The following is a 20,920-nucleotide window of genomic DNA, read 5'->3' on the forward strand; positions in this document are numbered from 1 at the left end:
AGTAAATTTAACCAACCTTTTTTCATTCCTCCCGGAACAGTTTATACCAGATCAACCTTGCAGCGTGCGAAAGCCCGAATGGGCCGTACACAAACCGAATTCTAACTTAAACTGTTTTAATAATGAAACAATGCTCTACTCAAAGAAGAGTCCGTACGCTCGCAAACTGCTGCCGGCGCATCGGGTTCTTTATGGTTGCACTTGTTTTGACTGCCACGACGGCCGCCGCCCAGCAGAGGGGGGGGGGAAAATTCCGTTTCCGGTATCGTTAAAGACAAGAGTGGCAATCCCATTATCGGTGTAGCCGTCACAATCCCTAACACGTCGCGCGGTACGTCTACCAATACCGACGGTCGCTACACCATCAAAGCCTCCGGCAAGGAGTCGCTCAATTTCAGCTTCATCGGCTACAAGCCCCAACTCATCCACATCAACAACCAAACGGCGATCGACGTCGTTCTGCTGGAGGACAACACCTCGCTCGAAGAGGTCGTGGTCGTCGGTTACGGCGTGCAGAAAAAACGCGATATCGTAGGCGCCATCGAGACCGTTTCGAGCAAGGACATCGAAAATCGGTTCAGCTCCTACCAGAACGCCGCGCGTTCGCTGCAAGGCTCCGTACCGGGCATGACGGTCACCTTTTCCGACGGTAAGCCGACCCGTGGCGCATCGATCCAGATCCGCGGCTCGAAAAACTCGATCGGCGCAGGCGGTTCCGCACTCGTGCTGGTCGACGGCGTCGAGACCGACATCACCACCGTCAACTCCGAAGACATCGAGAGCTACACCATCCTGAAGGATGCCTCCTCGACGGCCGTCTACGGTTCGCGCGGTACGTTCGGCGTGGTCCTCATCACGACCAAGAAACCCGAAAAGGGCCGGATGAAGATCACCTACAACGGTTCGTATAACTTTTACAAGCGTACGGTGACGCCTCAGATCGTCGATAACGGCTACGACTGGACAAGTTCCTATCTCGAATCCTATATCAACAACAAAGGTGTCGATCCGGCAAATATCAACAACGTCTTCAAGTTCAGCCGCGCCTGGTACTCCGAACTCGAACGCCGCAACGGCGACCCGTCGTACGAGAAGTGGCGTGTCAACCCGTCGAACAACCGCTACGAATACTTCGGCAACACCAACTGGTACAAGATTTTCTACAAGGACTACACGACCGGACATCAGCATAATCTCTCGATCACGGGCGGCAGCGACAAGGCGTCGTATTACCTGTCGGGCCGCTTCTTCCACCAGGACGGTATCTATAACGCGGGCGACGAACGTTATAATCAGTACAACGTCCTTGGCAAGGGAACCGTTCAGGTCACCAAGTGGCTCACCGTCGAGAACACAACCTCGTTCATGAGCCGTTTCCACCACGAACCCATGCTCACCACGGGCGACCAGTCGTTCTGGATGACGCCCGTGCGTATGTTCAATCACCAGGGTTATCCGATGACCCTTGAGAAAAACCCCGACGGGACGTGGACCGAAGCGGCCGTTTACCTGGGCTGGGCCGGTTTCGTCGAGGGACATACGTGGATGGAGAAAGACAAGTTCGACCTCACGAACCGCACCAAATTCTCCTTGAACCTTATCAAGGACGTGCTGGTGGGCGAATTCGACGTCAGCTATTACCGCAACCACACCGAACTGCACCGGCTGGCCGTACCTTATACCTATTACACGGGGCCCGAAAGCTACGGAGAGCGCCCGGCGACCTCGTGGTACAGCGAGAGCTATTCGAACTACGAGCGGATCGCGTCGAACGCCACGCTGACCTGGACGCCGAAATTGGGCGAAAACAACTGGCTTAAGGTCATGGGCGGCTGGAATCTCGAAGACGAAACACATCTGGCCACCTACACCCGCAACACGGACGTTGTCGACCCCGACCATCCGAGTCTGAGTCTCACCTCCGGCGAATTGCCCATCGTAACGGGCAACGGCTCCAACTCCTGGAGCGTCGTGGGAGCATTCTTTCGTGTCAACTACGGCTACAAAGGAAAGTATCTGGCCGAAGTGAGCGGCCGCTACGACGGCAACTCGCGTTTCCCGACGAACCAGCGGTGGGGTTTCTTCCCTTCGGGTTCGATCGGGTGGCGCATCTCGGAGGAGAAGTTCATGGAGAACGCTAAAAATTGGCTGGACAACCTGAAAATCCGTGCATCGGTCGGCACGGCCGGCAACGGCAACGCCTCGCCTTACAGTTATCTGAGTACGGTGGCCATCTCGAAAAACAACAGCTTCCTCGTCGGTGGCAGCCCGCTCATCTATGCCGGAAAACCATCGCTCGTACCGGACGGCCTGACCTGGGAGAAGGCTACGACCTACGACTTGGGTATCGACCTGGAGATGCTCAACGGCCGTCTGTCGATCGTGGGCGACATCTATCGCAAGAAGACCACCGACATGATCGTCGTCGGCCCCGAACTTCCTGCCGTATTCGGTAATGCGGCGCCCAAAGGCAACTACGCCGACATGCGTACCGACGGCTGGGAGGCAAGCATTTCGTGGCGCGACAACATCAAGCTGGGCGGCAAGGATTTCAGCTACAACCTGAAGTTCGCCTTCTGGGACAACATCAGCAAGATCACCCGCTACACGGCAACCACCAATACGCTGCCGACCAATTACACCACGAACTATTACGAAGGGATGACACTGGGCGAACTGTGGGGTTACACCTGCAACGGCCTGTTCCAGAGCAACGAAGAGGCGCAAACCTACGCCGACTATTCGAAATTCACCATAGACAAGGTCGTCTGGCAGAAAGGCGATCCGAAATTCGAAGATATCAACGGTGACGGCAAAGTCAACAACGGCGCCAACCGGCTGGAGGACCACGGCGACTTGAAAAAGATCGGCAACACCACGCCGCGCTACTGTTACAGCATCGCCGCCGGCGCACGCTGGAACGGCATCGGTCTGTCGATGCTGTGGCAGGGTGTCGGTCAGCGCGACTGGTATCCCGCCAAGGAATCGGGTTACTTCTGGGGACAGTACGGCCGCCCGTACAGCATGGCGCTGCCGTGGCACAGCAACCGATACACCGATGAGAACCAGAATACCAAGGCTTACTGGCCGCGTATCATCGGCTACTCGGCGCAAAGTTCGGGCGGACTCCTTTCGCAGCCCAACACGCGCTATCTGCAGAAGGCCCGCTACATCCGGCTGAAGAACCTGACCATCGACTACACCTTCCCCAAACAGATGCTCGCCAAGGCCGGCATCCAGAACCTGCGCGTTTATCTTTCGGGCGAGAACCTGCTGACGATATCCCCGCTGAAAAAGTACGCCAAGAACTACGATCCGGAGGGCATCTACGCCGGCGACGCCGACTTGAACAGCACGGCCGGCGGCGACGGTTCGGGCGACGGCGACGGTTACCCCGTCATGCGCTCCTACAGCATCGGTTTGAGTATCACTTTCTAATCTGAACGAAATTTATGAAAAGAATAATCTATGCGGCAATCGCCTGTCTGACACTCGCCTCCTGTGAAGATTTCCTCGACAAGCAGCCGATTGAAAAAATCGGCACCGACGAATACTTCAAGGACGAAGCGTCGTTGGACAAGTACGCCAACGGCTTTCTGAACTCCTACACCCCAGGATCCGGCGCCATCACGCGCGGCGACGGCAACTGCGACATCATCGAGGTGCGCGCCACGTCGAGCTACCTCTACCAGCCGGTCTGGAACCCCACGCTGCAGGGCGGGTGGAGCACCGGCACCTGGAATTTCGTCTATTACATCAATACCTTTCTCGAACGGATGCGCGAGGCCAAAGGCGTCAGCGAAGAGACTTTCGCCCACTACGAGGGAACGGCCCGTTTCTGGAGGGCGTGGAACTATTTCGAACTGGTGAAAACATTCGGTGCGGTGCCGTGGTACGACCATGTCATCCGTTCCGACAACCAGGAAGATCTCTACAAGCACCGCGACAGCCGCGAATACGTCATGGATCGCGTGCTCGAAGACCTGAACTACGCCTGTGAGCATTGCTACAGTTTATCGGCCTGGCTCAACAACCAGAAAATCAACCGCTACATCGCATTGGGCATCAAGTCACGCATCTGCCTCTTCGAGGGAACCTATCGCAAATACCACCGTGTCGATCCGTCGACGGGTAAGGCGTGGGATCCCGAATACAACAAGGACAACAAGTGGCTGCGCGAAGCGGCCAAAGCCTGCGAAGAGCTGATGGAAGCGGGTATCTATTCGCTCGTAAGCACTCCGGCGAATGTGTCGACGCAGTACCGTTCGCTCTTCACGTCGGCCGACGTCCAGAAGCAGGAGGTGATGTGGGCCCGTGAATACAGCGCCGAGAAGAACGTCACACACGATGTGACATGGTATTTTACGTCGGGGTCGATGGGCCCGGGCTGGTCGCTCGACGCCGATTTTGTCTACACCTATCTGAATAGGGACGGCAGCCGCTTCACCGACCGCTCCGACTACAAGTCGACGACCTATGCCGAGCAGTTCCAGAACCGCGACTACCGTTTGCAGCAGACGGTCATCTCGCCTGAATACCGCAAGCTGGTGGGCGGGGTCTCGAAGCTCTTTGCTCCCGACTTCTCGGTGGGGTATACGGGCTATCAGGTGATCAAGTTCAACATCGACGACGACTCGTACGAAGCCTCGGGTATCTGCTGGAACTCGCTGCCGATCCTGCGCTACGCCGAAATCCTGCTCAATTACGCCGAGGCAAAAGCCGAACTGGGCGAGTTCGACGCTACGGTCTGGGACCGTACCATCAAGTTGCTGCGCGAACGTGCAGGTGTCGATGGAACGCGTCCCACGAAGATCGACGAATACCTGCAGGAGGCTTACTTCAGTCCCGACGACGGCAACAACAAGATCACTGACTGCGACATCCTGGAAATCCGCCGTGAACGCGCCATCGAACTGCTGCTCGAAGGACGCCGCTACGACGACCTGATGCGCTGGCATCTGGGCCACTTGCTCAACAAGACCTGGTACGGCATCTACATCGGCGAAGTGGACAAGGCCTATGACCTCAATGGCGACGGAATCAACGACGTGTGCTGCGTGACCGGCGAGGCCGGCAGCGAGCCTGGAGTGAAGTACGTCGTGCTCGACTCTTCGCATGCACTCGAAAACGGAACTTCCGGCCGGCTGATCTACAATCTGGCACGCCATTTCAGCGAACAGCGTTACATTCATCCGATTCCGAAGACGGCGCTCGACAAGAATCCGGATCTGGGACAAAACGCCGCTTGGGAATAAACGTTCCGGATTCCGCGGCGGACAAGCTCAGCCGGCTGTTCGCTGCGGATCTTTGATCCATAAACCATAAATACATTTAAACAATGAAGCGAATCATATATTCTTTGTTATTTGCCGCCGGGATTCTCTTTACGGGCTGCTCCGACGACGATGGAACGACTCCGCTGAAGACCCCCATCGAAGAGGGGAACAACCTTTACGGTGTGGTGACGGACCCCAGCGGGGCGCCGGTTGAGGGAATCGTCGTGAGCGACGGTTTCTCGTGCGTGTCGACCGATGCCAACGGTGTTTACCAGATGCCGCGCAGCGCCGATGCCTTCCACGTATTCTACCGCATCCCCGCCGACCGCCAGATTCCGATGTCGGACGGGCGTCCCTGCTTCTGGCAGCGGCTTTCGAAAGCGCAGGAGCGCTACGACTTCAGGCTGATGCAGAAGCAGGAGGTTGAGACCGGTTTCAAACTGGTCTGCCTGGCAGACCCGCAGGTGCAGAAGGACACGGATCTCTCCCGATTCAAGAAAGAGTGCGTGCCCGACGTCTGCAAACACGTCTCGACGTTCGAAGGCCCGGTTTACGGCATCACGCTGGGCGACATCGTCTTCAACACCAACAACCTCTACGTGACCAACCAGATGATGCCCCTCATGGCGCAGGCCATGCGTGAGAGCGAAATCGGCTTGAAGGTGTTTCAGGTGATGGGCAACCACGACAACTGCATGAAGCCGAAGATCACCGACGAAAGCAGCAATTACGACCTGGCGGGCCGCCGTGATTTCGAATACAAATTCGGGCCTTGCGATTACTCCTTCGACCGGGGCAACGCCCATATTATTGGTATGGACAACGTGCTGCTGCTGAATGAGAAACACAATCCGTCGGCCTACGATTCGGGGTTCACCGATGCGCAGTTGGAATGGCTGCGGCAGGACCTGAGCTTCGTGCCGAAGGATAAACTTATCATCTTCTGCGTGCATATTCCGATTCGCAATGCCACCTCCAATAACCGCGAAGCCGTGCGCAATCTGCTGAAAGAGTTTGCCCAGGTGCACATCATGACCGGGCACACGCACTACGGACAAAACTACATCGACACCGAGCGCGACATCTACGAGCATATCCACGGCGCCGTGTGCGGCGCATGGTGGAAATCGACCATCAACGTCGATGGCACGCCCAACGGATACGGCGTTTACGACATCTCAGGCACCGAGGTCAAGGACTGGTACTACAAACCCACCTGCCTGCCCAAAGACTTCCAGATTCGCATGTACCGTGCCGAAACCTCCTATGCCGGAAACTACAAGTTCTCCTATACAGCGTCCAACGAGATCGTGGCCAACATCTGGAATGCAGACAGCAGCTGGAAAATCGAGGTCTATGAAAACGGCGCCAAGACGGGTGAGATGACCGAACAGCTGCGTTACTCCGACCGGGATGCGTGGGGTGCGGGTTACCATGTGGGAGTGCTTAAAGCGAACGCCAGCTCGCACGGAAACGGCAAGTACGACCATTTCTACCATTATACGCTCAAGGATGCCACGGCAAGCATAGTAGAAATCCGTGCAACAGACGCATTCGGTACGATTTATACACAAAACGTCTTCACAACCGCTACTGAATCGGACTATCCATCAGTAGAGAACTATCCTGCAGAAGAATAATAATTGTTCGTTTTTTCTTCCGCGTATTTTCATCTTTTTTATAAAGTCCGGCCGCGTGGAACGGCCGGACTTTATAAATTTATCGCAGTTCCACTGCGGCTTCCGCTAATTTTTATATGCAACGCAACAATGAAAAAATAGGGAGCTATAGCGTTAAATAACGAACGTGGGTGGAAGTTCTGTCCGCATTTTACATAAACTCAATCGTCGTTTTTGCTATTTCTATGAAAAACACTCTATATGCATAGAGTTGTTCGACGAGATACAAAACGTAGCAATTCAGCATAGTTATATCGTCATCAAATTCTATATTTATCACTGTTATTCAGGAAAATACAAGAAATTTCCTATCTATTGCAGAAAAAACGGACTCGACTATTGAGAACGGGGATTTCAGAAAACGATCATTGCCAAAAACAAAAATATTTTTTTGGCAAATCTTGCAAGTGCCTGATTTACCCTCTTGTTTGCGGTACGTGCCGGAGCAGGAGGCGGGTGTCCATCCCGTTTGCGGATAATCGTATAGGGAGCCGTCGCGCCCTCCCGCAGCGTAGTGCCGATGGGCATACGGCTGAACACCCTGTCAACATGCCCCGGACTCTTCGTTGCCGTTTCCACATGTTTCACATCCTGCTTTTCCCCGTGTCGCAACCTTGCGTTTGCGGAGAAAAATTCGTCGATTTGCTATCGACAGACATTTCCCTGCACGATGATCATCTTCGACAGATACGAACAAAACAAGGGTAAACACCGGATTTCCCCGGCGCTTCTCTGGGAATACGACCTGCAGCGTTTCGACTGGCATCGCAGCCGTCGCCTCGTCGTGCAGCGCGTGATCGAGCGTGGCCGCGTGGAGGACTACTTCGCGGCGTTCGACCTGTACGGGGGCATAGAGGGTTTCCGGGGGATTCTCCGCGAGGTCGCCACGCTCCCGGAGCGGGATATGAATTTCGTTTGTAAAGTTTTCGACCTTAAAAAGGAAGAATTACGATGCTATACGCGCAGACAGTTGCGCCTGCAACTCTGGGATTATTGAAGAGACTCCAGTCGGAGCCCGCTTTAGGCATATCGTGCCTTACCGGCCGCATGGCCCTCGCCCTGCATCTGGGACACCGCGCGTGCCGTGCTGCGGAGCTGCTCCTTCCGGATGTTGTCTGCTGGGAGCTGCTGGAAGAGCTCTTTCGGGACAGCTACGGCTTTCAGGGTCGCCGTGAGGACGACGGCTTGCGGGGGCGTATCGGCGAGACGGAGATCTTCCTGCACGAGCAGCGCCATACGTTGGTGAGCCGCCCTGTGGAAGAGGCAGGCCTGCGCCTGTGCGGCTTGGGGGATTGTGCGGCCGGTACGCTGCGTGAGATCGAAACCGACGGCACACGCGAGTCGTCCTTCGCGAACCTTGCCTGCCTGTCCGCCCGTCTGTCGCTCAATGCCATGCTGGCGTGCTACTCACGGAAATACCCCTCTTCGAATGTCGTCGGAGCCGTGAAGGCGTTCCTGTACTTCAACGATATCGCACCGGACAGGTATCCGCAGCCGCTGCCCGGCTATGAATACACATGGAAGGCGACAGCCGTACGGATTCAGGAGATGATAGATGCGCCGAACAAAGTCTTCGCGGGATATCCGTTCCCGCAGCGCCAGGGGCTGCAGGAAGAGGCCGTATCGAAAGAACAAGGCCGGAAAAGGCAGTAAGGTGTCGCCCGAAGGGGAGCCCGTCCGAAAACTCAACTCCGAAGCTGCGCAAACTTACAATTCGTAAGTTTTACCGACAAGTTTTGCTAAATACACTGCCTTCGATCCTGTTTTTTCGGGAAGACACCTGTGAGTTGAAAATTCAGGCGTTGAAAAATTGAGTTTTGGGACAACTTGGGGTGATTGCCTAACTCCGGCAATCGCAAGCCACATACGGGAATAGCACAAGAAGATCGGCGACATCAGCCCGGCGTCTCCGCTCCTGCCGCCGTCCCCGAGACCCATCTCTACGGCCAACACTCCCGAGAGGTAGATATACCCGTGGCGGTTTACGCAGATGGTTCTGCGCCGGGCTGACATCGTAGGCGAATAGCTGTTCACCCTGTTCCGGTTAATGAGTTGCATTGTCGAATCGATTTCAGGTTTGACATGCGGGTTTCGCCGCGATACCCCTCCTCGTCGTATGGTTATATGCTGACGGGCGGCTTCGTTTCCTGTGGAGCCTCCGGGGAAAGAAAAGGCTCCGGATGTTTGTGCGCCCTGGTAAAAGGTTGAGGACTGAAAGGCGATAGTCCGTATATGCTTTTAGCCCGGATACATGAAAACAAGATTCGGAGCAGCGCAGGTCTGCTCCGGGCCTTCGGGGATTGTCACTCGGCTATGCCGCCGATTTCAACTACTCCGGCATCCGGGTATCGGGTTCGAGATCCGGGTTTTCGGGGATAAGCAGCGGCTGCAGTACTTGTTCCGGATCGTAGGGAATTCCTGCGGGGAACGAATCCAGAACCGCTGCGGTATCCGTTGGTGCAGCCGCTCCCGGATCGGCAAAGGGTGCCGGAATGGGAAGTAACGTCGGCCGTGCTGCATGTGCATGTGACATGCTTTGAACTTTCAGCATAACCTGAATACAGTTTTTACCGTGTGTCTCACGTTTCTGTGCCTGCACGCCCTTTGTCGTTCGGATCGTACAGGCGGATGAATAAAATCGGATGGTGAGGCTTTTCCCGAAAGGGTCGGTTGCCTCGGGAAGATTTCCAATCCCGCAACGCCGACCGCGAGCGGGATTAGCTTGCACGAGGCAACCGACGCGGGATGGAATAGTATCGCCCTACGGATGAGGACAGAGGAGGTGGAAGCAACCGAAAACAGAACGAGGTGTGCTGTGAATAAACGGGGGACACTCGCAAATTAATATAAAGGGGGGAATAAATTGCAAATTACCCGGTTTACATATTTATAGAACAATTGAAGATATATCGGATGAAACACAGCAGCGATAGCGTAGTGAGAACACGGTCGTTGCTTTTAGTATGCCCACATATGGGGATACCGAACGAGCGGGCACCGTTTCTCAACGAGGCCCGCTCCGCAAAGTGTAACACAAATTTCGTTGGAGTATGAAACTTTGGGAATGTGTTTTCAAAGATACCTGTTTTTTCGGAATCGGCAAACCTGTTTTCTGCGAATTTTCGCCGGTACACTTCCGGAAATAACTTCTGAATACCGTCAATCGTTATCCGGAGTCCATTTATACCTCTTATACCTCCGACCGGATGCTTGTCTGCTTCTTGATGTCCGACAAGCGAAACAGCCCGGAAATACCGCTTCCGCGATTGCGGGCGGAAGAAGGAATATGAGAATCGACAAAACAATGCGTCGCTCCTTCATATCGCAATCCCCGGTATTTCACAACTGCGAGCCTGTTGAAAGCAACTGCTCCTTGTCTCCAGAGACCGGCGCAACGGTTCCCTATCCCGCGAAGCGTCCGGCCAGTTTCTCCTTGAGCATCTCCACTTCCCGGTCGATCATCGGCTGGGTCACCCTGTTTCTAGGCAAGGGATTTCAGATCCGCGTAGCAGATACCCGTAAAACAGGAGAAGAGGGACAGGTCGCGGATGAGGCGCTGTTTCTTCGTCCGGAGCGCGGTGAGCTGAAGGGTGAGGATTTCTGTCTCGTTCAGGAAAGCATGTTCCGGCGTGGGTTCGTTGTAACGGTACGAGGCGAACGGGTTGCGGGGCATGATCCCGTCGTTGAAGGCAATCTTGACCACATTGATCAGGCAGTCCAGATAACGGCAGATGCTCGTGAGTTTAAGCGCCCGTTCCGTTTTCAGATAGACATGGAACTGTTCGATGAACGACAGTTCCAGTTCGGCAAGGGCGATGTCGCTCACACGGTATTTCGCCGTAAGGAACGCCTGCAGGTGTTTCATCGTCGCAAGATAACGGTACCATGTGTTTTTCGAGCGGTCGACGCCGATACGCCCGTGCAGGTCGTCCGTGAAGCTGCGGAAAGTGGACAGCAGGGTGCGGTAACGCTTCCCGAATCCCAGCCAGGCGTTCTTCACCTTCTCGGCCGTCACATAGCTTTCCCGGTCGCGGATATCCCGATAATGACGGTCGAGCTGCGAGCGGATCTCGTCCAGATGGCGGTTGATGCGGTCGGATTCGAGACTCCGGCCCTTGGCGCGGCCCCCGCGGACTTCCCACAAACGCTCCGGAACCGTGAGCTTCGCACTGAACTGCGAAATCGTACCGTTGACCGTGATGCGGCCCATGACAGGAACCGCCGACTGTGTTTTTTCCTTGTTCCTTTTCAGGTAGAACAGAACCTTGAACGTGCTGCGCATAAACTCTGCTTTTTGAGGGGTACAAAACTAATTTCAGCAGAGTCTCCGATCAAGATGAATGGAAATGCAATAGACGGTAAATCACCGTTTTAGGAAATGAGAAGCATTCCCGGACAAGGTAATGCTTTGGAAACCGAACCCTCGTTCGACGATGCCGCCTGCTGCCCATTCGAAAGCTTCTACAGGGCGAACCGAAACGAAAAACAGCCTGATTATCAATACTGCTGCGCTTATTTGCCGGTTTTGAGGATTGTTGTACTTTTGACACCAAAAGTACACAAGGTTCTGTTTTCAGGAAAAAGGTAATTACCTTCCGGTATACATTTCCCGGTAATACTTTTCGTACTCCCCGGAGGTGATGTCGTCCATCCACTTCTGGTTGGCCAGATACCACCGCACGGTCTTCTCGATGCCCTCCTCGAATTGCAGCGAAGGCTCCCAGCCCAGTTCCTCCTTGAGTTTGCGCGAGTCGATGGCGTAGCGCAGGTCGTGTCCGGCCCGGTCGGTGACGTAGGTGATCAGCTTCTCCGAAGTCCCCTCGGGGCGTCCCAGCAGGCGGTCCACGGTCCGGATGATCACCCGGATCAGGTCGATGTTCCGCCACTCGTTGAACCCGCCGATGTTGTACGTTTGGCCGTCGCGTCCCCGGTGGAAGATCAGGTCGATGGCCCGGGCGTGGTCCTCGACGTAGAGCCAGTCGCGGACATTCTCGCCCCGGCCGTAGACCGGCAGCGGTTTGTTGTGGCGGATGTTGTTTATAAACAGCGGTATGAGTTTTTCGGGGAACTGGTAAGGCCCGTAGTTGTTCGAGCAGTTGGTCACCACGGCCGGGAATCCGTACGTGTCGTGGAACGCCCGCACGAAATGGTCCGACGAGGCTTTCGATGCCGAGTAGGGCGAGTGGGGGTCGTAGCGGGTCTGCTCGGTGAAGAACGTTCCGTCGAAGGGCAGCGCCCCGTAAACTTCGTCGGTCGAGATGTGGTGGAAGCGTCGGCCCTCCCATGCGCCGTTCCAGTGCTCCCGTGCGGCCTGCAGCAGCGTCAGCGTCCCCATCACGTTGGTCCGCGCGAAGGTGAACGGATCGCGGATCGAGCGGTCGACGTGGCTTTCGGCCGCGAGGTGGATTACCCCGTCGATGTCGTATCGGGCGAACAGCGCGCGCATGGCCTCGTAGTCGCAGATGTCGCCTTTGACGAACGTGTAGTTCGGACGGTTCTCGATGTCCCGCAGGTTCGCGAGGTTGCCGGCGTAGGTCAGGCAGTCGAGGTTTACGATCCGGTAGTCGGGGTATTTCCCGACGAACAGCCGCACGACGTGCGAGCCGATGAATCCGGCGCCGCCGGTGATCAGGATATTGCGTTTCATGTCCGGTTGTTTTGCTGTTTCAGTCGTTTCCTTGCGGCGCGCTTCTTCCTCCGGCGCCAGCGGTACGCCTTGAAGGCGTATTTCAGTGCCAGGCGGATGCGCTGGTCGCCGATCATCTGCCGTTTGAGGCGGCAGTCCGGGTCGAGCCAGCTCCCGGCGCAGTGATGGAACGCCGCCGTGCCGAGGCGCAGCAGGTGGATACTGCTCGGCAGCAGGCTGTTGCGGCCTATGTAGAGCCGTCCGCCGCCAAGCACCTGCTCCTTGTCCAGATAGCGGAACCCGTGGCGCTCGGCGATCTTGGCAATGACCAGCGGCATGGTCAGGTCCGTGCGCAGCCGTCCGTCCGCCTCGCGGAAATGACGCCCTTCGTAATAGTCCATGCACTCGCGGACGAACCCGCTGCCCTTCGCCGCGCCCATGATGGCCGCCTGGATGCCGTACCCCGGGACGAAGGCGTCGCGGTCGAGGGGGATGCCCTGCGCGTCTATCGGCACATCGGCGTATTTGTAGTCGATGGGACTGTACTCGGTTCCGGTGAAGAATTCGTAACCCAGCAGTTTGTCGAACGGGCGGAACACCTCGACGTCCGAATCGAGGTAGATGCCTCCGTCGGTATGGAGGGCATAGAGCCGGATGTAGTCCGCCGCGAAGGCCCATTTGCGCTCCTCCACGGCCTCCTCGACCCATTTGACGGCGTGGATGTCGAAATTCTCCTGTGTCCAGCATTTGAGGACGTAGTCCGGCATCCGGCGTTTCCAGCTCGCCATGCACTCCCGGAGGAACTCCGGAACCGGCTCGCCGCTCAGCCAGCACCAGTGGATGATCTTGGGTATTCGGGCTTCGTGTTTCATCGCAGCATGTTTTTCAGACAGTAGAGCATCGACTCCCGCCAGTGGGGGATCTCCAGCCCGAACGTCTCCTTGATTTTACGTTTGTCCAGCACCGAGTAGGCCGGGCGGGAGGCCTTGGTCGGGAATTCCTCCGTGCGGCAGGGGCGGATGCGGCATTTGTCATGCCCGACGGCGGCGGCGATCTCCGCGGCGAAGTCGTACCACGACGCCACGCCCTCGTTCGAGAAGTGGTAGAGACCCTCGTTCCCGGCATAATAGCGGCCCTCGACGATCGAGAAGATCGTCATGGCCAGATCCCCGGCGTAGGTCGGGGTTCCCGCCTGGTCGAAGACCACGTTCAGGTGCTCCTTTTCGGCCGTCAGCCGGAGCATTGTTTTCAGGAAGTTGTTCCCGTATTCGGAGTAGAGCCACGCCGTGCGGAAGGTCAGGTATTTGCATCCCGACTCCGCGACGGCCCGTTCCCCGGCGAGTTTCGTGCGTCCGTAGACGCCCAGCGGTGCGGTCGGGGCCTCTTCCGTGTAGGGCCGGTGGGCCGTGCCGTCGAAGACGTAGTCCGTCGAGACGTGGATCAGCGTCGCGCCGTTCGCCTCCGCGGCCCGGGCGAGGTTCTCCGCCGCCCCGCGGTTCAGCCGGTCGGCCGCCTCCCCGTCCTCCTCGGCGCGCTCCACGTTGGTGTAGGCCGCGCAGTTTACGATCACTTCGGCGCGGGTCTGCGCCACGGCCTGCCGGACGGCCCCGGCGTCGGTGACGTCGAGTTCCGCCACGTCGGTGAAGGTGTAGCTGTTGGGCGATACGGTGCTCAGCCGCTGCATTTCACGGCCCAGCTGGCCGTTGGCGCCCGTTACGAGTATGTTCATGGTCTGTCGTATTCGAAAAGTTCCGGTGCGTCGGCCAGCCGCGGGTGCCGGCGGTCCTTCTCCGAGAGAAGCGTTTCGCCGGCCGGGAGCCGCCAGTCGATCGCCAGCGCGGGGTCGTCCCACGCGATGCCGCCCTCGCTGCCGGGGGCGTAGTAGTTGTCGCATTTGTATTGGAAGACGGCTTCGTCGCTCAACACGGCGAATCCGTGGGCGAATCCGCGGGGGATGAACAGCTGCCGCTTGTTCTCTCCGTCGAGCAGCGCGGCGACGTGCCGTCCGAAGGTCGGCGACCCGCGGCGGATGTCCACCGCCACGTCGAGCACGCGGCCCCGGACCACGCTCACCAGCTTTGCCTGGACATGCTCTCCCCGCTGGAAATGCAGGCCCCGGACCACTCCGTAGCGCGATTTCGACTCGTTGTCCTGTACGAACCGCACCGGCCCGACCAGTTCGTCGAACCTCCGCTGCGAGAACCGCTCCATAAAATAACCCCTTGCGTCGCCGAACACCTCCGGTTCGAGAATCACCACGCCGGGGATCTCCGTTTCTATCGCTTTCATCGTTTCGATTCTTCGATTACCTTCAACAGATACTGCCCGTACTGGTTCTTGAGCATCGGTCCGGCCAGTGCGCGCATCTTCTCCTCCGTGATCCAGCCGTTGCGGTAGGCGATGCCTTCGAGGCAGGCGATTTTCAGCCCCTGCCGTTTCTCGATCACCTCCACGAAGATCGAGGCCTCGGCCAGCGAGTCGTGCGTGCCCGTGTCGAGCCATGCGAATCCCCGCTGAAGGGGCTGCACCTTCAGCTCCCCGGCGGCGAGAAACGCCTGGTTCACCGAGGTGATCTCCAGCTCGCCGCGCGCCGAAGGCTTGATCGACCGGGCGATCTCCACGACCTTGTTGGGGTAGAAGTACAGCCCCACCACGGCGTAGTTCGACTTGGGGACGGCGGGTTTCTCCTCGATCGAGAGGCAGTTGCCCGCGGCGTCGAACTCCGCCACGCCGTACCGCTCGGGGTCCTCGACCCGGTAGCCGAAGATCGTCGCCTTGCCCGCTTCCTCCGCGCTGCGCACGGCCTCCCGGAGCATGCCCGTGAATCCCGACCCGTGGAAGATATTGTCGCCCAGCACCAGGCAGACCGAATCGCCGCCGATGAACTCCTCGCCGATCAGAAACGCCTGCGCCAGCCCGTCGGGCGAGGGCTGTTCGGCGTACCCGATGCTTACGCCGTAGTCCGAGCCGTCGCCCAGCAGCCGCCGGAATCCCGGAAGGTCGGCCGGCGTCGAGATCACGAGTATCTCGCGGATGCCGGCCAGCAGCAGCGCCGACAGCGGATAATAGACCATCGGCTTGTCGTAAATCGGGAGCAGCTGCTTGCTCACTCCCTTCGTTATCGGGTAGAGGCGCGTGCCCGAGCCTCCGGCTAATACGATACCTTTCATCTTCTTGCGTCGTTGACGCCGCCCGCGGGCCTTTTCGCCGGGCCATCGGGCGGATAATTTTGATCGAAGGTACGGTTTTTTTGCGAAATTCCGATCTCCGAGCCTGTTTTTTTGCAAAGTATCGTTATCTTTACCGGGACTAATTCAAACCATAGACAGTATGATTCTCGACGATAAACTTCTGGACGAAGTGACCGCCCGGGCGAAGACGAGCGAACGCCTGCGGATGAATTTCAACCTTCACGACTCGCTCGACGCCAAGGCCCAGCGTCTGCTCAACGCCCTGGAGCCGGGCACGGTGCTGCCCGTACACCGCCATCCCCATACGGCCGAAACCTACGTCGTCCTGCGCGGCCGCTTCGACGTGATTTTCTGCGACGGGCACGGCCGCGAGACGCAGCGTTTCGCGCTCGACCCGCTGAAAGGCGTCTACGGCATCCACGTCCCCAAAGGGCAGTGGCACACGCTGGAGGTCCTCGAAAGCGGTACGGTGCTCTTCGAGGTCAAGGATGGGCCCTATGCGCCGTTGGCGCCGGAGGACATGGTGCGATGACGCGGGCCGCCGAACGGCTGTTCGCCCTCGTGCGGGCGACGCTGCGCGGGCGCATGGACGATGCGGCGCTGTTCGAGGGGACCGACGCGGCGCTGTGGCGCGAAATCTACGACCTCTCCTCGGCGCAGGGCGTGCTGGCCCAGGCGTGGGACGGGATACAGTTCCTGCCCGAGGCCGTGCGGCCGTCAAAGGCGCTGCGCCTGCAATGGGCCGTCAACGTCGACCGGATCGAAAACACCTACCGCCGGCAGGAGCGGGCCATCGCCCGCCTCGCGGCGTTCTACCGCGAGCATGCGATTCCGATGATGCTGCTCAAGGGCTACGGCCTGAGCCTTTTCTATCCCGTTCCGGAACACCGTCCCTGCGGGGACATCGACATCTGGCTTTTCGGGCGCCAGCCCGAGGCCGACCGGCTGGTCGCCCGGGAGTGGGGCGCTCCGGTCGACGTGCACAAGGAGCATCACACGACGTTCGACGTCGACGGCATCATGGTCGAGAACCATTACGACTTCGTCAACACGCAGACGCACGCATCCAACGCGCGCCTCGAACGGCTGTTCAAGCAGTATGCCGCGCAGCCCGGCGAGTCGGTCGCCGTTGGGGGCGTGGCCGTCTACCTGCCTTCGGAGCAGCTCAACGCCCTGTTCCTGCTGCGCCACGCCGCCGTGCATTTCGCGGCGATCAACATCGGCCTGCGGCATGTTGTGGACTGGTGCGTCTTCGTTGCGCACTGCCACGGCCGGGTCGACTGGACGGCTTTGTACGCCGCGGCCCGGGAGGCCGGAATGGTCGGGTTTCTGGACTGCCTCAATGCCGTCTGCATCGATTATTTGGGGCTGGACGCCCCGTCGCTTCCGGCTTTCGAACGTGACGCCGAACTCGAAAAGCGGGTGCTCGACGAAATCCTCTCCCCGGCGTTCTCCGACGAACGGCCCGAGGGGCTGCTGCGTGTGGTCCGGTTCAAGGCCCGCCGCTGGTGGACGAACCGCTGGAAACACCGGCTGGTCTTCGACGAGGGCCTTGCCGGCGCCTTCGTGCGTTCGGCCTGGGCTCACCTGAAACGTCCGCAGTCCATCGTAAAGTGACGGAAGCCGGCAAAGGCCGGCTCTTCCGTCTTGCCGGATAATCCGATCGCATGATGAAGAAAAAGAGTCACCCGGAGTTCGTGCGTGCGCTGAAAGCGCGGAATCTCAAGATCACGGTCGTCGGGACATACGAAAACTGCCTCTCCAGGGTAGCCGTAAAATGCGACGTATGCGGTTGGGAGTGGGCGCCGGTCGGAGGCAGCCTGTTGCGCGGCCACGGCTGTCCCAGGTGTGCGGGAACCATGCGGAAATCCCATGCGGAGTTCGTGGAAAAGCTGAAATCCAGAAGGGATGACGTGATCATCGTCGGCCCGTATGTGAAAGCGCTCGAAAAGGCCCGGTTCCGGTTTCTGAAATGCGGGCACGAATGGGACGTAACCCCTGCGCACATCCTCAACGGCCGGGGATGTCCGCTGTGTGCGCATTCCCGCCGGGGAGCCTCCCAGCGGCTGACGATGGAGCGTTTTCTGAAACGCCTTCATCGAATCGACCGGAATCTCGTCGTCCGGGAGGGCGGGGAATATGTAAACTATACGACGCCGATCCCTCTCCGCTGCAACGTCTGCAAATATGAGTACGAAGTAAAGCCGAGCGATGTCCTGCACGGCGGCGGCTGTCCCAACTGCCACAGGGCATGCACCTCCTTCCCGGAACAGTTCGTCTGCCACGCCTTTGTCCGCGTGCTCGGCGAATCGGAAGTCCTGTCGCGGGACAAAGCCGCGATAGGGGTCGAACTGGATGTCTACATCCCCGCCTTGAAGGCGGCCGTGGAACCCGGTTCGTGGTACTGGCACCGGAATCTGGTGGAGAGGGACCGGGCAAAGCGTCTGCTGTGCGAAGAAAAAGGCATCCGGCTGATAACCGTATACGATCATTATGATGAAGCGGCCGTTCCTTTCGACGATTGCCTGGTGACCCCCTGCGACCTTGCCTCCCGCCGGAATATGGACAAGCTGGTTGCGGTGACCAAAACCGTTCTCGAAGTGTTCGGCCTGGACTCGAATCTCGCTGCGGGCGAATGGGCGGAGATCCGGAGGAAGGCCGAACTGGATTCGCGGCGGATAACCACCGAAGAATTCCGGGCGGAGCTGGCCGGGATCAACGATAAGATCGAGGTTATCGGCGAATATACGAAAGCCAATGATAAAATCAGGGTGCGGTGCAGGGTCTGCAACCACGAGTGGTCCGTTGCGCCCACGACCCTGCGCCGGGGTTCGGGATGCGCCGGCTGTGCCGGCAGGTTGAAACTCACGCATGAACGGTTCGTCGAACGGCTGAACCTGCTGCATCCGGATATTGTCCCCCTGACCGAGTATGTCAACAGCCAGACCCGCATGACATTCGAATGCAGGGCCTGCGGCCGCGTATGGACGACGCAGTCGTATAACCTCATCGCGAAATCCCGCTCTTCCGGCTGCCGGAAATGCTCGGTCGAGGCGATGCTGCGGCGACGGAGCCGGAAGGTAAGATGCATCACCACCGGGGAGGTGTTCGACACGCTTCGGGAAGCCGCCGCCAGATACAATATAAGCCGCTCGGCGATCAGCCGGTGTTGCGGCGATCCTGCGAAACTCACGCGTGCCGGCGGCCGGGAGTGGGAATATGTCGACCTGCCTTCCGGGGAGCGGTGATCCGATGCGGCAGACGCTCTGAAACCCGCCGGAGGAACCCTGTCTCTCCCTCCCGAAAACGAAAAAAGGAAGGCTATTGCCTTCCTTTTTCTGGTGATCCCGCTGGGGCTCGAACCCAGGACCCCAACATTAAAAGTGTTGTGCTCTACCAGCTGAGCTACGGAATCTCCGTGTGCCGAAATGGAAATCGCTTCCGTTTTGGTGGTGCAAATGTACGGATTTATTTTTAAAATCCAATACCCGGCCTGCAAATTTTGCGCAAAAGTGTGTTTTTGTCCTTCCGGATGCCGGCTTCCGCCTGCTGCCGGCAGGCGTTGGTGCGTCTTCAGGCGTCTTCCGACGGCAGGGATGTGAAATTTGGCGCGCGGATTTTGTTTTGCCGAAATAAAAGAATATTTTTGTAGGCGTTAAGATGAAATCAAACTTTTAAAACTGAATAATTCTATGTGTAAAGCGCTGATAATCGGAGCCGGCGGCGTCGGAACGGTGGTGACGCAGAAAATCGCGGCCAATCCCGTCTTCACGGACGTGATGCTGGCCAGCCGTACCAAATCCAAATGCGACGCCGTTGCGGCCGCCATCGGCGGCAACCGCGTGAAGACCGCCGAGGTCGATGCCGACAACGTGCCGCAGCTGTGCGAGCTGTTCCGCGCGTTCAAACCCGACATCGTGGTCAACGTGGCGCTTCCGTACCAGGACCTTACGATCATGGACGCCTGCCTCGAATGCGGCTGCAACTACCTCGACACAGCCAACTACGAGCCGAAGGACGAGGCGCATTTCGAATACTCGTGGCAGTGGGCCTATCAGGACCGCTTCAAGGCCGCGGGCCTCACGGCGATCCTCGGCTGCGGCTTCGACCCGGGCGTGACGGCCATCTTCACGGCCTATGCCGCCAAGCACCATTTCGACGAGATCCACTACCTTGACATCGTCGACTGCAACGCCGGCAACCACGGCATGGCTTTCGCCACGAACTTCAACCCCGAGATCAACATCCGCGAGGTGACCCAGAAGGGCCGCTACTACGAGAACGGACAGTGGGTGGTGACCGAGCCGCACGAAATTCACAAGCCGCTCAATTATCCGGGTATCGGCGAGCGCGAATCGTACGTCATCTACCACGAAGAGCTGGAGTCGCTCGTGAAGAACTATCCCACGATCCGGCGTGCGCGCTTCTGGATGACCTTCGGCCAGGAGTACCTGACGCACCTGCGCGTGATCCAGAACATCGGCATGGCGCGCATCGACCCGATCATCTACAACGGCGTCGAGATCGTCCCGATCCAGTTCCTCAAGGCGGTGCTTCCCGATCCCAAGTCGCTGGGCGCCAACTACCACGGACAGACCTCGATCGGCTGCCGCATCAAGGGCCTGAAGGACGGCAAGGAGCGCACCTACTATATTTATAACAACTGCGACCACGAGCAGGCTTTCAAGGAGACCGGCACGCAGGCCGTGTCGTTCACCACGGGCGTTCCGGCTGCGCTGGGCGCTTCGATGTGGGCCAAGGGGCTGTGGCGCGGCGCCGGCGTGTTCAACGTCGAGGAGTTCGATCCCGATCCGTTCCTCGCCGAGCTGGGCGAGCAGGGGCTTCCGTGGCACGAATTGTTCGACGTGAACCTGGAGGTATGATTTCCCGGTTCTCGAATAAAAAATTGCGGATGCGTGTCTCGTGTCCGCAATTTTTTTTATCTTTGCCTTGCAACCCAATCTATTTGCCTATGGTGTAAAAAACTGAAACTGAAATTGCGGCGTCCGGACATAGACGCCTTACATATAAAAGCGCATCGGCTTTTTTCTTACTCGCGAAAATTGGACACTTTCAGGATAGTAAGGAACAAAGGTTGATGCTCGCGCTGTTTTTTCAGCGTGGGCATTGTCTTATATCCTGCTATCT

The 20,920-nt window shown here is 58.0% G+C and carries 16 protein-coding genes and 1 tRNA gene; 9 read left to right on the forward strand and 8 right to left on the reverse strand.

Annotated features, from left to right (window positions below; translation table 11 throughout):
• The first annotated feature begins 312 nt into the window (after nucleotides 1-312).
• The 5 genes from ACGHP5_RS14315 to ACGHP5_RS14335 all read left to right on the forward strand — a co-directional run bounded on the left by ACGHP5_RS14315 (nucleotide 313) and on the right by ACGHP5_RS14335 (nucleotide 8,608).
• On the forward strand, nucleotides 313-3,438 hold the full coding sequence (locus ACGHP5_RS14315; protein ID WP_390568447.1) for a SusC/RagA family TonB-linked outer membrane protein: 3,126 nt from the start codon (nucleotides 313-315) through the stop codon (nucleotides 3,436-3,438).
• 14 nt (nucleotides 3,439-3,452) lie between these two features.
• Entirely contained in the window at nucleotides 3,453-5,255 is a 1,803-nt protein-coding gene (locus ACGHP5_RS14320; protein ID WP_337771859.1) for a RagB/SusD family nutrient uptake outer membrane protein, read from the forward strand.
• 83 nt (nucleotides 5,256-5,338) lie between these two features.
• The gene (locus tag ACGHP5_RS14325) at nucleotides 5,339-6,916 is read left to right on the forward strand and encodes a calcineurin-like phosphoesterase C-terminal domain-containing protein (protein WP_390567364.1); all 1,578 of its coding nucleotides are present in this window, start codon (nucleotides 5,339-5,341) and stop codon (nucleotides 6,914-6,916) included.
• 709 nt (nucleotides 6,917-7,625) lie between these two features.
• Entirely contained in the window at nucleotides 7,626-7,952 is a 327-nt protein-coding gene (locus ACGHP5_RS14330; RefSeq protein WP_337756321.1) for a DUF6922 domain-containing protein, read from the forward strand.
• Nucleotides 7,953-8,002: 50 nt separating this feature from the next.
• Nucleotides 8,003-8,608, forward strand: coding sequence for a hypothetical protein (locus ACGHP5_RS14335; RefSeq protein ID WP_337756320.1), 606 nt, complete (start codon nucleotides 8,003-8,005; stop codon nucleotides 8,606-8,608).
• Nucleotides 8,609-9,284: 676 nt separating this feature from the next.
• Here ACGHP5_RS14335 and ACGHP5_RS14340 read toward each other — a convergent pair.
• From ACGHP5_RS14340 to rfbA, 7 genes are all read right to left on the reverse strand, one after another.
• Nucleotides 9,285-9,506: a hypothetical protein gene (locus ACGHP5_RS14340; RefSeq protein ID WP_337771854.1), complete on the reverse strand. Its 222-nt coding sequence runs from the start codon at nucleotides 9,504-9,506 to the stop codon at nucleotides 9,285-9,287.
• Between the two features lie 930 nt (nucleotides 9,507-10,436).
• The gene (locus ACGHP5_RS14345) at nucleotides 10,437-11,237 is read right to left on the reverse strand and encodes a site-specific integrase (protein WP_337771853.1); all 801 of its coding nucleotides are present in this window, start codon (nucleotides 11,235-11,237) and stop codon (nucleotides 10,437-10,439) included.
• Nucleotides 11,238-11,543: 306 nt separating this feature from the next.
• A complete protein-coding gene (rfbB, locus tag ACGHP5_RS14350) occupies nucleotides 11,544-12,602 on the reverse strand; it encodes a dTDP-glucose 4,6-dehydratase (RefSeq protein ID WP_290532780.1) in 1,059 nt (352 codons plus the stop codon).
• The gene (locus ACGHP5_RS14355) at nucleotides 12,599-13,453 is read right to left on the reverse strand and encodes a glycosyltransferase (RefSeq protein ID WP_337771848.1); all 855 of its coding nucleotides are present in this window, start codon (nucleotides 13,451-13,453) and stop codon (nucleotides 12,599-12,601) included. Before ACGHP5_RS14355 ends, rfbB begins: the two co-directional genes overlap by 4 nt.
• A complete protein-coding gene (gene rfbD / locus ACGHP5_RS14360) occupies nucleotides 13,450-14,310 on the reverse strand; it encodes a dTDP-4-dehydrorhamnose reductase (RefSeq protein WP_390567368.1) in 861 nt (286 codons plus the stop codon). The genes ACGHP5_RS14355 and rfbD overlap by 4 nt, the downstream gene beginning before the upstream one ends.
• Entirely contained in the window at nucleotides 14,307-14,870 is a 564-nt protein-coding gene (rfbC, locus tag ACGHP5_RS14365) for a dTDP-4-dehydrorhamnose 3,5-epimerase (RefSeq protein WP_337757545.1), read from the reverse strand. Before rfbC ends, rfbD begins: the two co-directional genes overlap by 4 nt.
• Complete coding sequence (gene rfbA, locus ACGHP5_RS14370; RefSeq protein ID WP_390567370.1) at nucleotides 14,867-15,751, reverse strand: glucose-1-phosphate thymidylyltransferase RfbA; 885 nt, start codon at nucleotides 15,749-15,751, stop codon at nucleotides 14,867-14,869. The genes rfbC and rfbA overlap by 4 nt, the downstream gene beginning before the upstream one ends.
• Before the next feature lie 160 nt (nucleotides 15,752-15,911).
• Between rfbA and ACGHP5_RS14375 the strand changes: the two genes are divergently transcribed.
• Genes ACGHP5_RS14375 through ACGHP5_RS14385 form a run of 3 tightly spaced genes read left to right on the forward strand, consistent with a single transcriptional unit; the run spans nucleotide 15,912 to nucleotide 19,020 of the window.
• A complete protein-coding gene (locus ACGHP5_RS14375; RefSeq protein WP_290532785.1) occupies nucleotides 15,912-16,304 on the forward strand; it encodes a WbuC family cupin fold metalloprotein in 393 nt (130 codons plus the stop codon).
• Complete coding sequence (locus ACGHP5_RS14380) at nucleotides 16,301-17,389, forward strand: nucleotidyltransferase family protein (RefSeq protein ID WP_390567372.1); 1,089 nt, start codon at nucleotides 16,301-16,303, stop codon at nucleotides 17,387-17,389. The genes ACGHP5_RS14375 and ACGHP5_RS14380 overlap by 4 nt, the downstream gene beginning before the upstream one ends.
• A gap of 53 nt (nucleotides 17,390-17,442) precedes the next feature.
• Complete coding sequence (locus ACGHP5_RS14385; protein ID WP_390567374.1) at nucleotides 17,443-19,020, forward strand: hypothetical protein; 1,578 nt, start codon at nucleotides 17,443-17,445, stop codon at nucleotides 19,018-19,020.
• A gap of 91 nt (nucleotides 19,021-19,111) precedes the next feature.
• Here ACGHP5_RS14385 and ACGHP5_RS14390 read toward each other — a convergent pair.
• Nucleotides 19,112-19,187, reverse strand: a tRNA-Lys gene (locus ACGHP5_RS14390).
• Nucleotides 19,188-19,464: 277 nt separating this feature from the next.
• On the opposite strand from ACGHP5_RS14390, the gene ACGHP5_RS14395 reads away from it, so the two are divergent.
• Complete coding sequence (locus tag ACGHP5_RS14395) at nucleotides 19,465-20,655, forward strand: saccharopine dehydrogenase family protein (RefSeq protein ID WP_290532841.1); 1,191 nt, start codon at nucleotides 19,465-19,467, stop codon at nucleotides 20,653-20,655.
• Nucleotides 20,656-20,920: the final 265 nt, after the last annotated feature.

Origin of the sequence: Alistipes sp. i18-0019-D1, assembly GCF_042852885.1 — a bacterium.
GTDB lineage: Bacteria > Bacteroidota > Bacteroidia > Bacteroidales > Rikenellaceae > Alistipes.

Bases quoted from the DNA above. Each gene is read 5' to 3' on its own strand.
- ACGHP5_RS14320 (WP_337771859.1), top strand. From the start codon at position 3,453: ATGAAAAGAATAATCTATGCGGCAATCGCCTGTCTGACACTCGCCTCC.
- ACGHP5_RS14325 (WP_390567364.1), top strand. From the start codon at position 5,339: ATGAAGCGAATCATATATTCTTTGTTATTTGCCGCCGGGATTCTCTTT.
- ACGHP5_RS14330 (WP_337756321.1), top strand. From the start codon at position 7,626: ATGATCATCTTCGACAGATACGAACAAAACAAGGGTAAACACCGGATT.
- ACGHP5_RS14335 (WP_337756320.1), top strand. From the start codon at position 8,003: ATGGCCCTCGCCCTGCATCTGGGACACCGCGCGTGCCGTGCTGCGGAG.
- ACGHP5_RS14340 (WP_337771854.1), bottom strand. From the start codon at position 9,506: ATGCTGAAAGTTCAAAGCATGTCACATGCACATGCAGCACGGCCGACG.
- ACGHP5_RS14345 (WP_337771853.1), bottom strand. From the start codon at position 11,237: ATGCGCAGCACGTTCAAGGTTCTGTTCTACCTGAAAAGGAACAAGGAA.
- rfbB (WP_290532780.1), bottom strand. From the start codon at position 12,602: ATGAAACGCAATATCCTGATCACCGGCGGCGCCGGATTCATCGGCTCG.
- ACGHP5_RS14355 (WP_337771848.1), bottom strand. From the start codon at position 13,453: ATGAAACACGAAGCCCGAATACCCAAGATCATCCACTGGTGCTGGCTG.
- rfbD (WP_390567368.1), bottom strand. From the start codon at position 14,310: ATGAACATACTCGTAACGGGCGCCAACGGCCAGCTGGGCCGTGAAATG.
- rfbC (WP_337757545.1), bottom strand. From the start codon at position 14,870: ATGAAAGCGATAGAAACGGAGATCCCCGGCGTGGTGATTCTCGAACCG.
- rfbA (WP_390567370.1), bottom strand. From the start codon at position 15,751: ATGAAAGGTATCGTATTAGCCGGAGGCTCGGGCACGCGCCTCTACCCG.
- ACGHP5_RS14375 (WP_290532785.1), top strand. From the start codon at position 15,912: ATGATTCTCGACGATAAACTTCTGGACGAAGTGACCGCCCGGGCGAAG.
- ACGHP5_RS14380 (WP_390567372.1), top strand. From the start codon at position 16,301: ATGACGCGGGCCGCCGAACGGCTGTTCGCCCTCGTGCGGGCGACGCTG.
- ACGHP5_RS14385 (WP_390567374.1), top strand. From the start codon at position 17,443: ATGAAGAAAAAGAGTCACCCGGAGTTCGTGCGTGCGCTGAAAGCGCGG.
- ACGHP5_RS14395 (WP_290532841.1), top strand. From the start codon at position 19,465: ATGTGTAAAGCGCTGATAATCGGAGCCGGCGGCGTCGGAACGGTGGTG.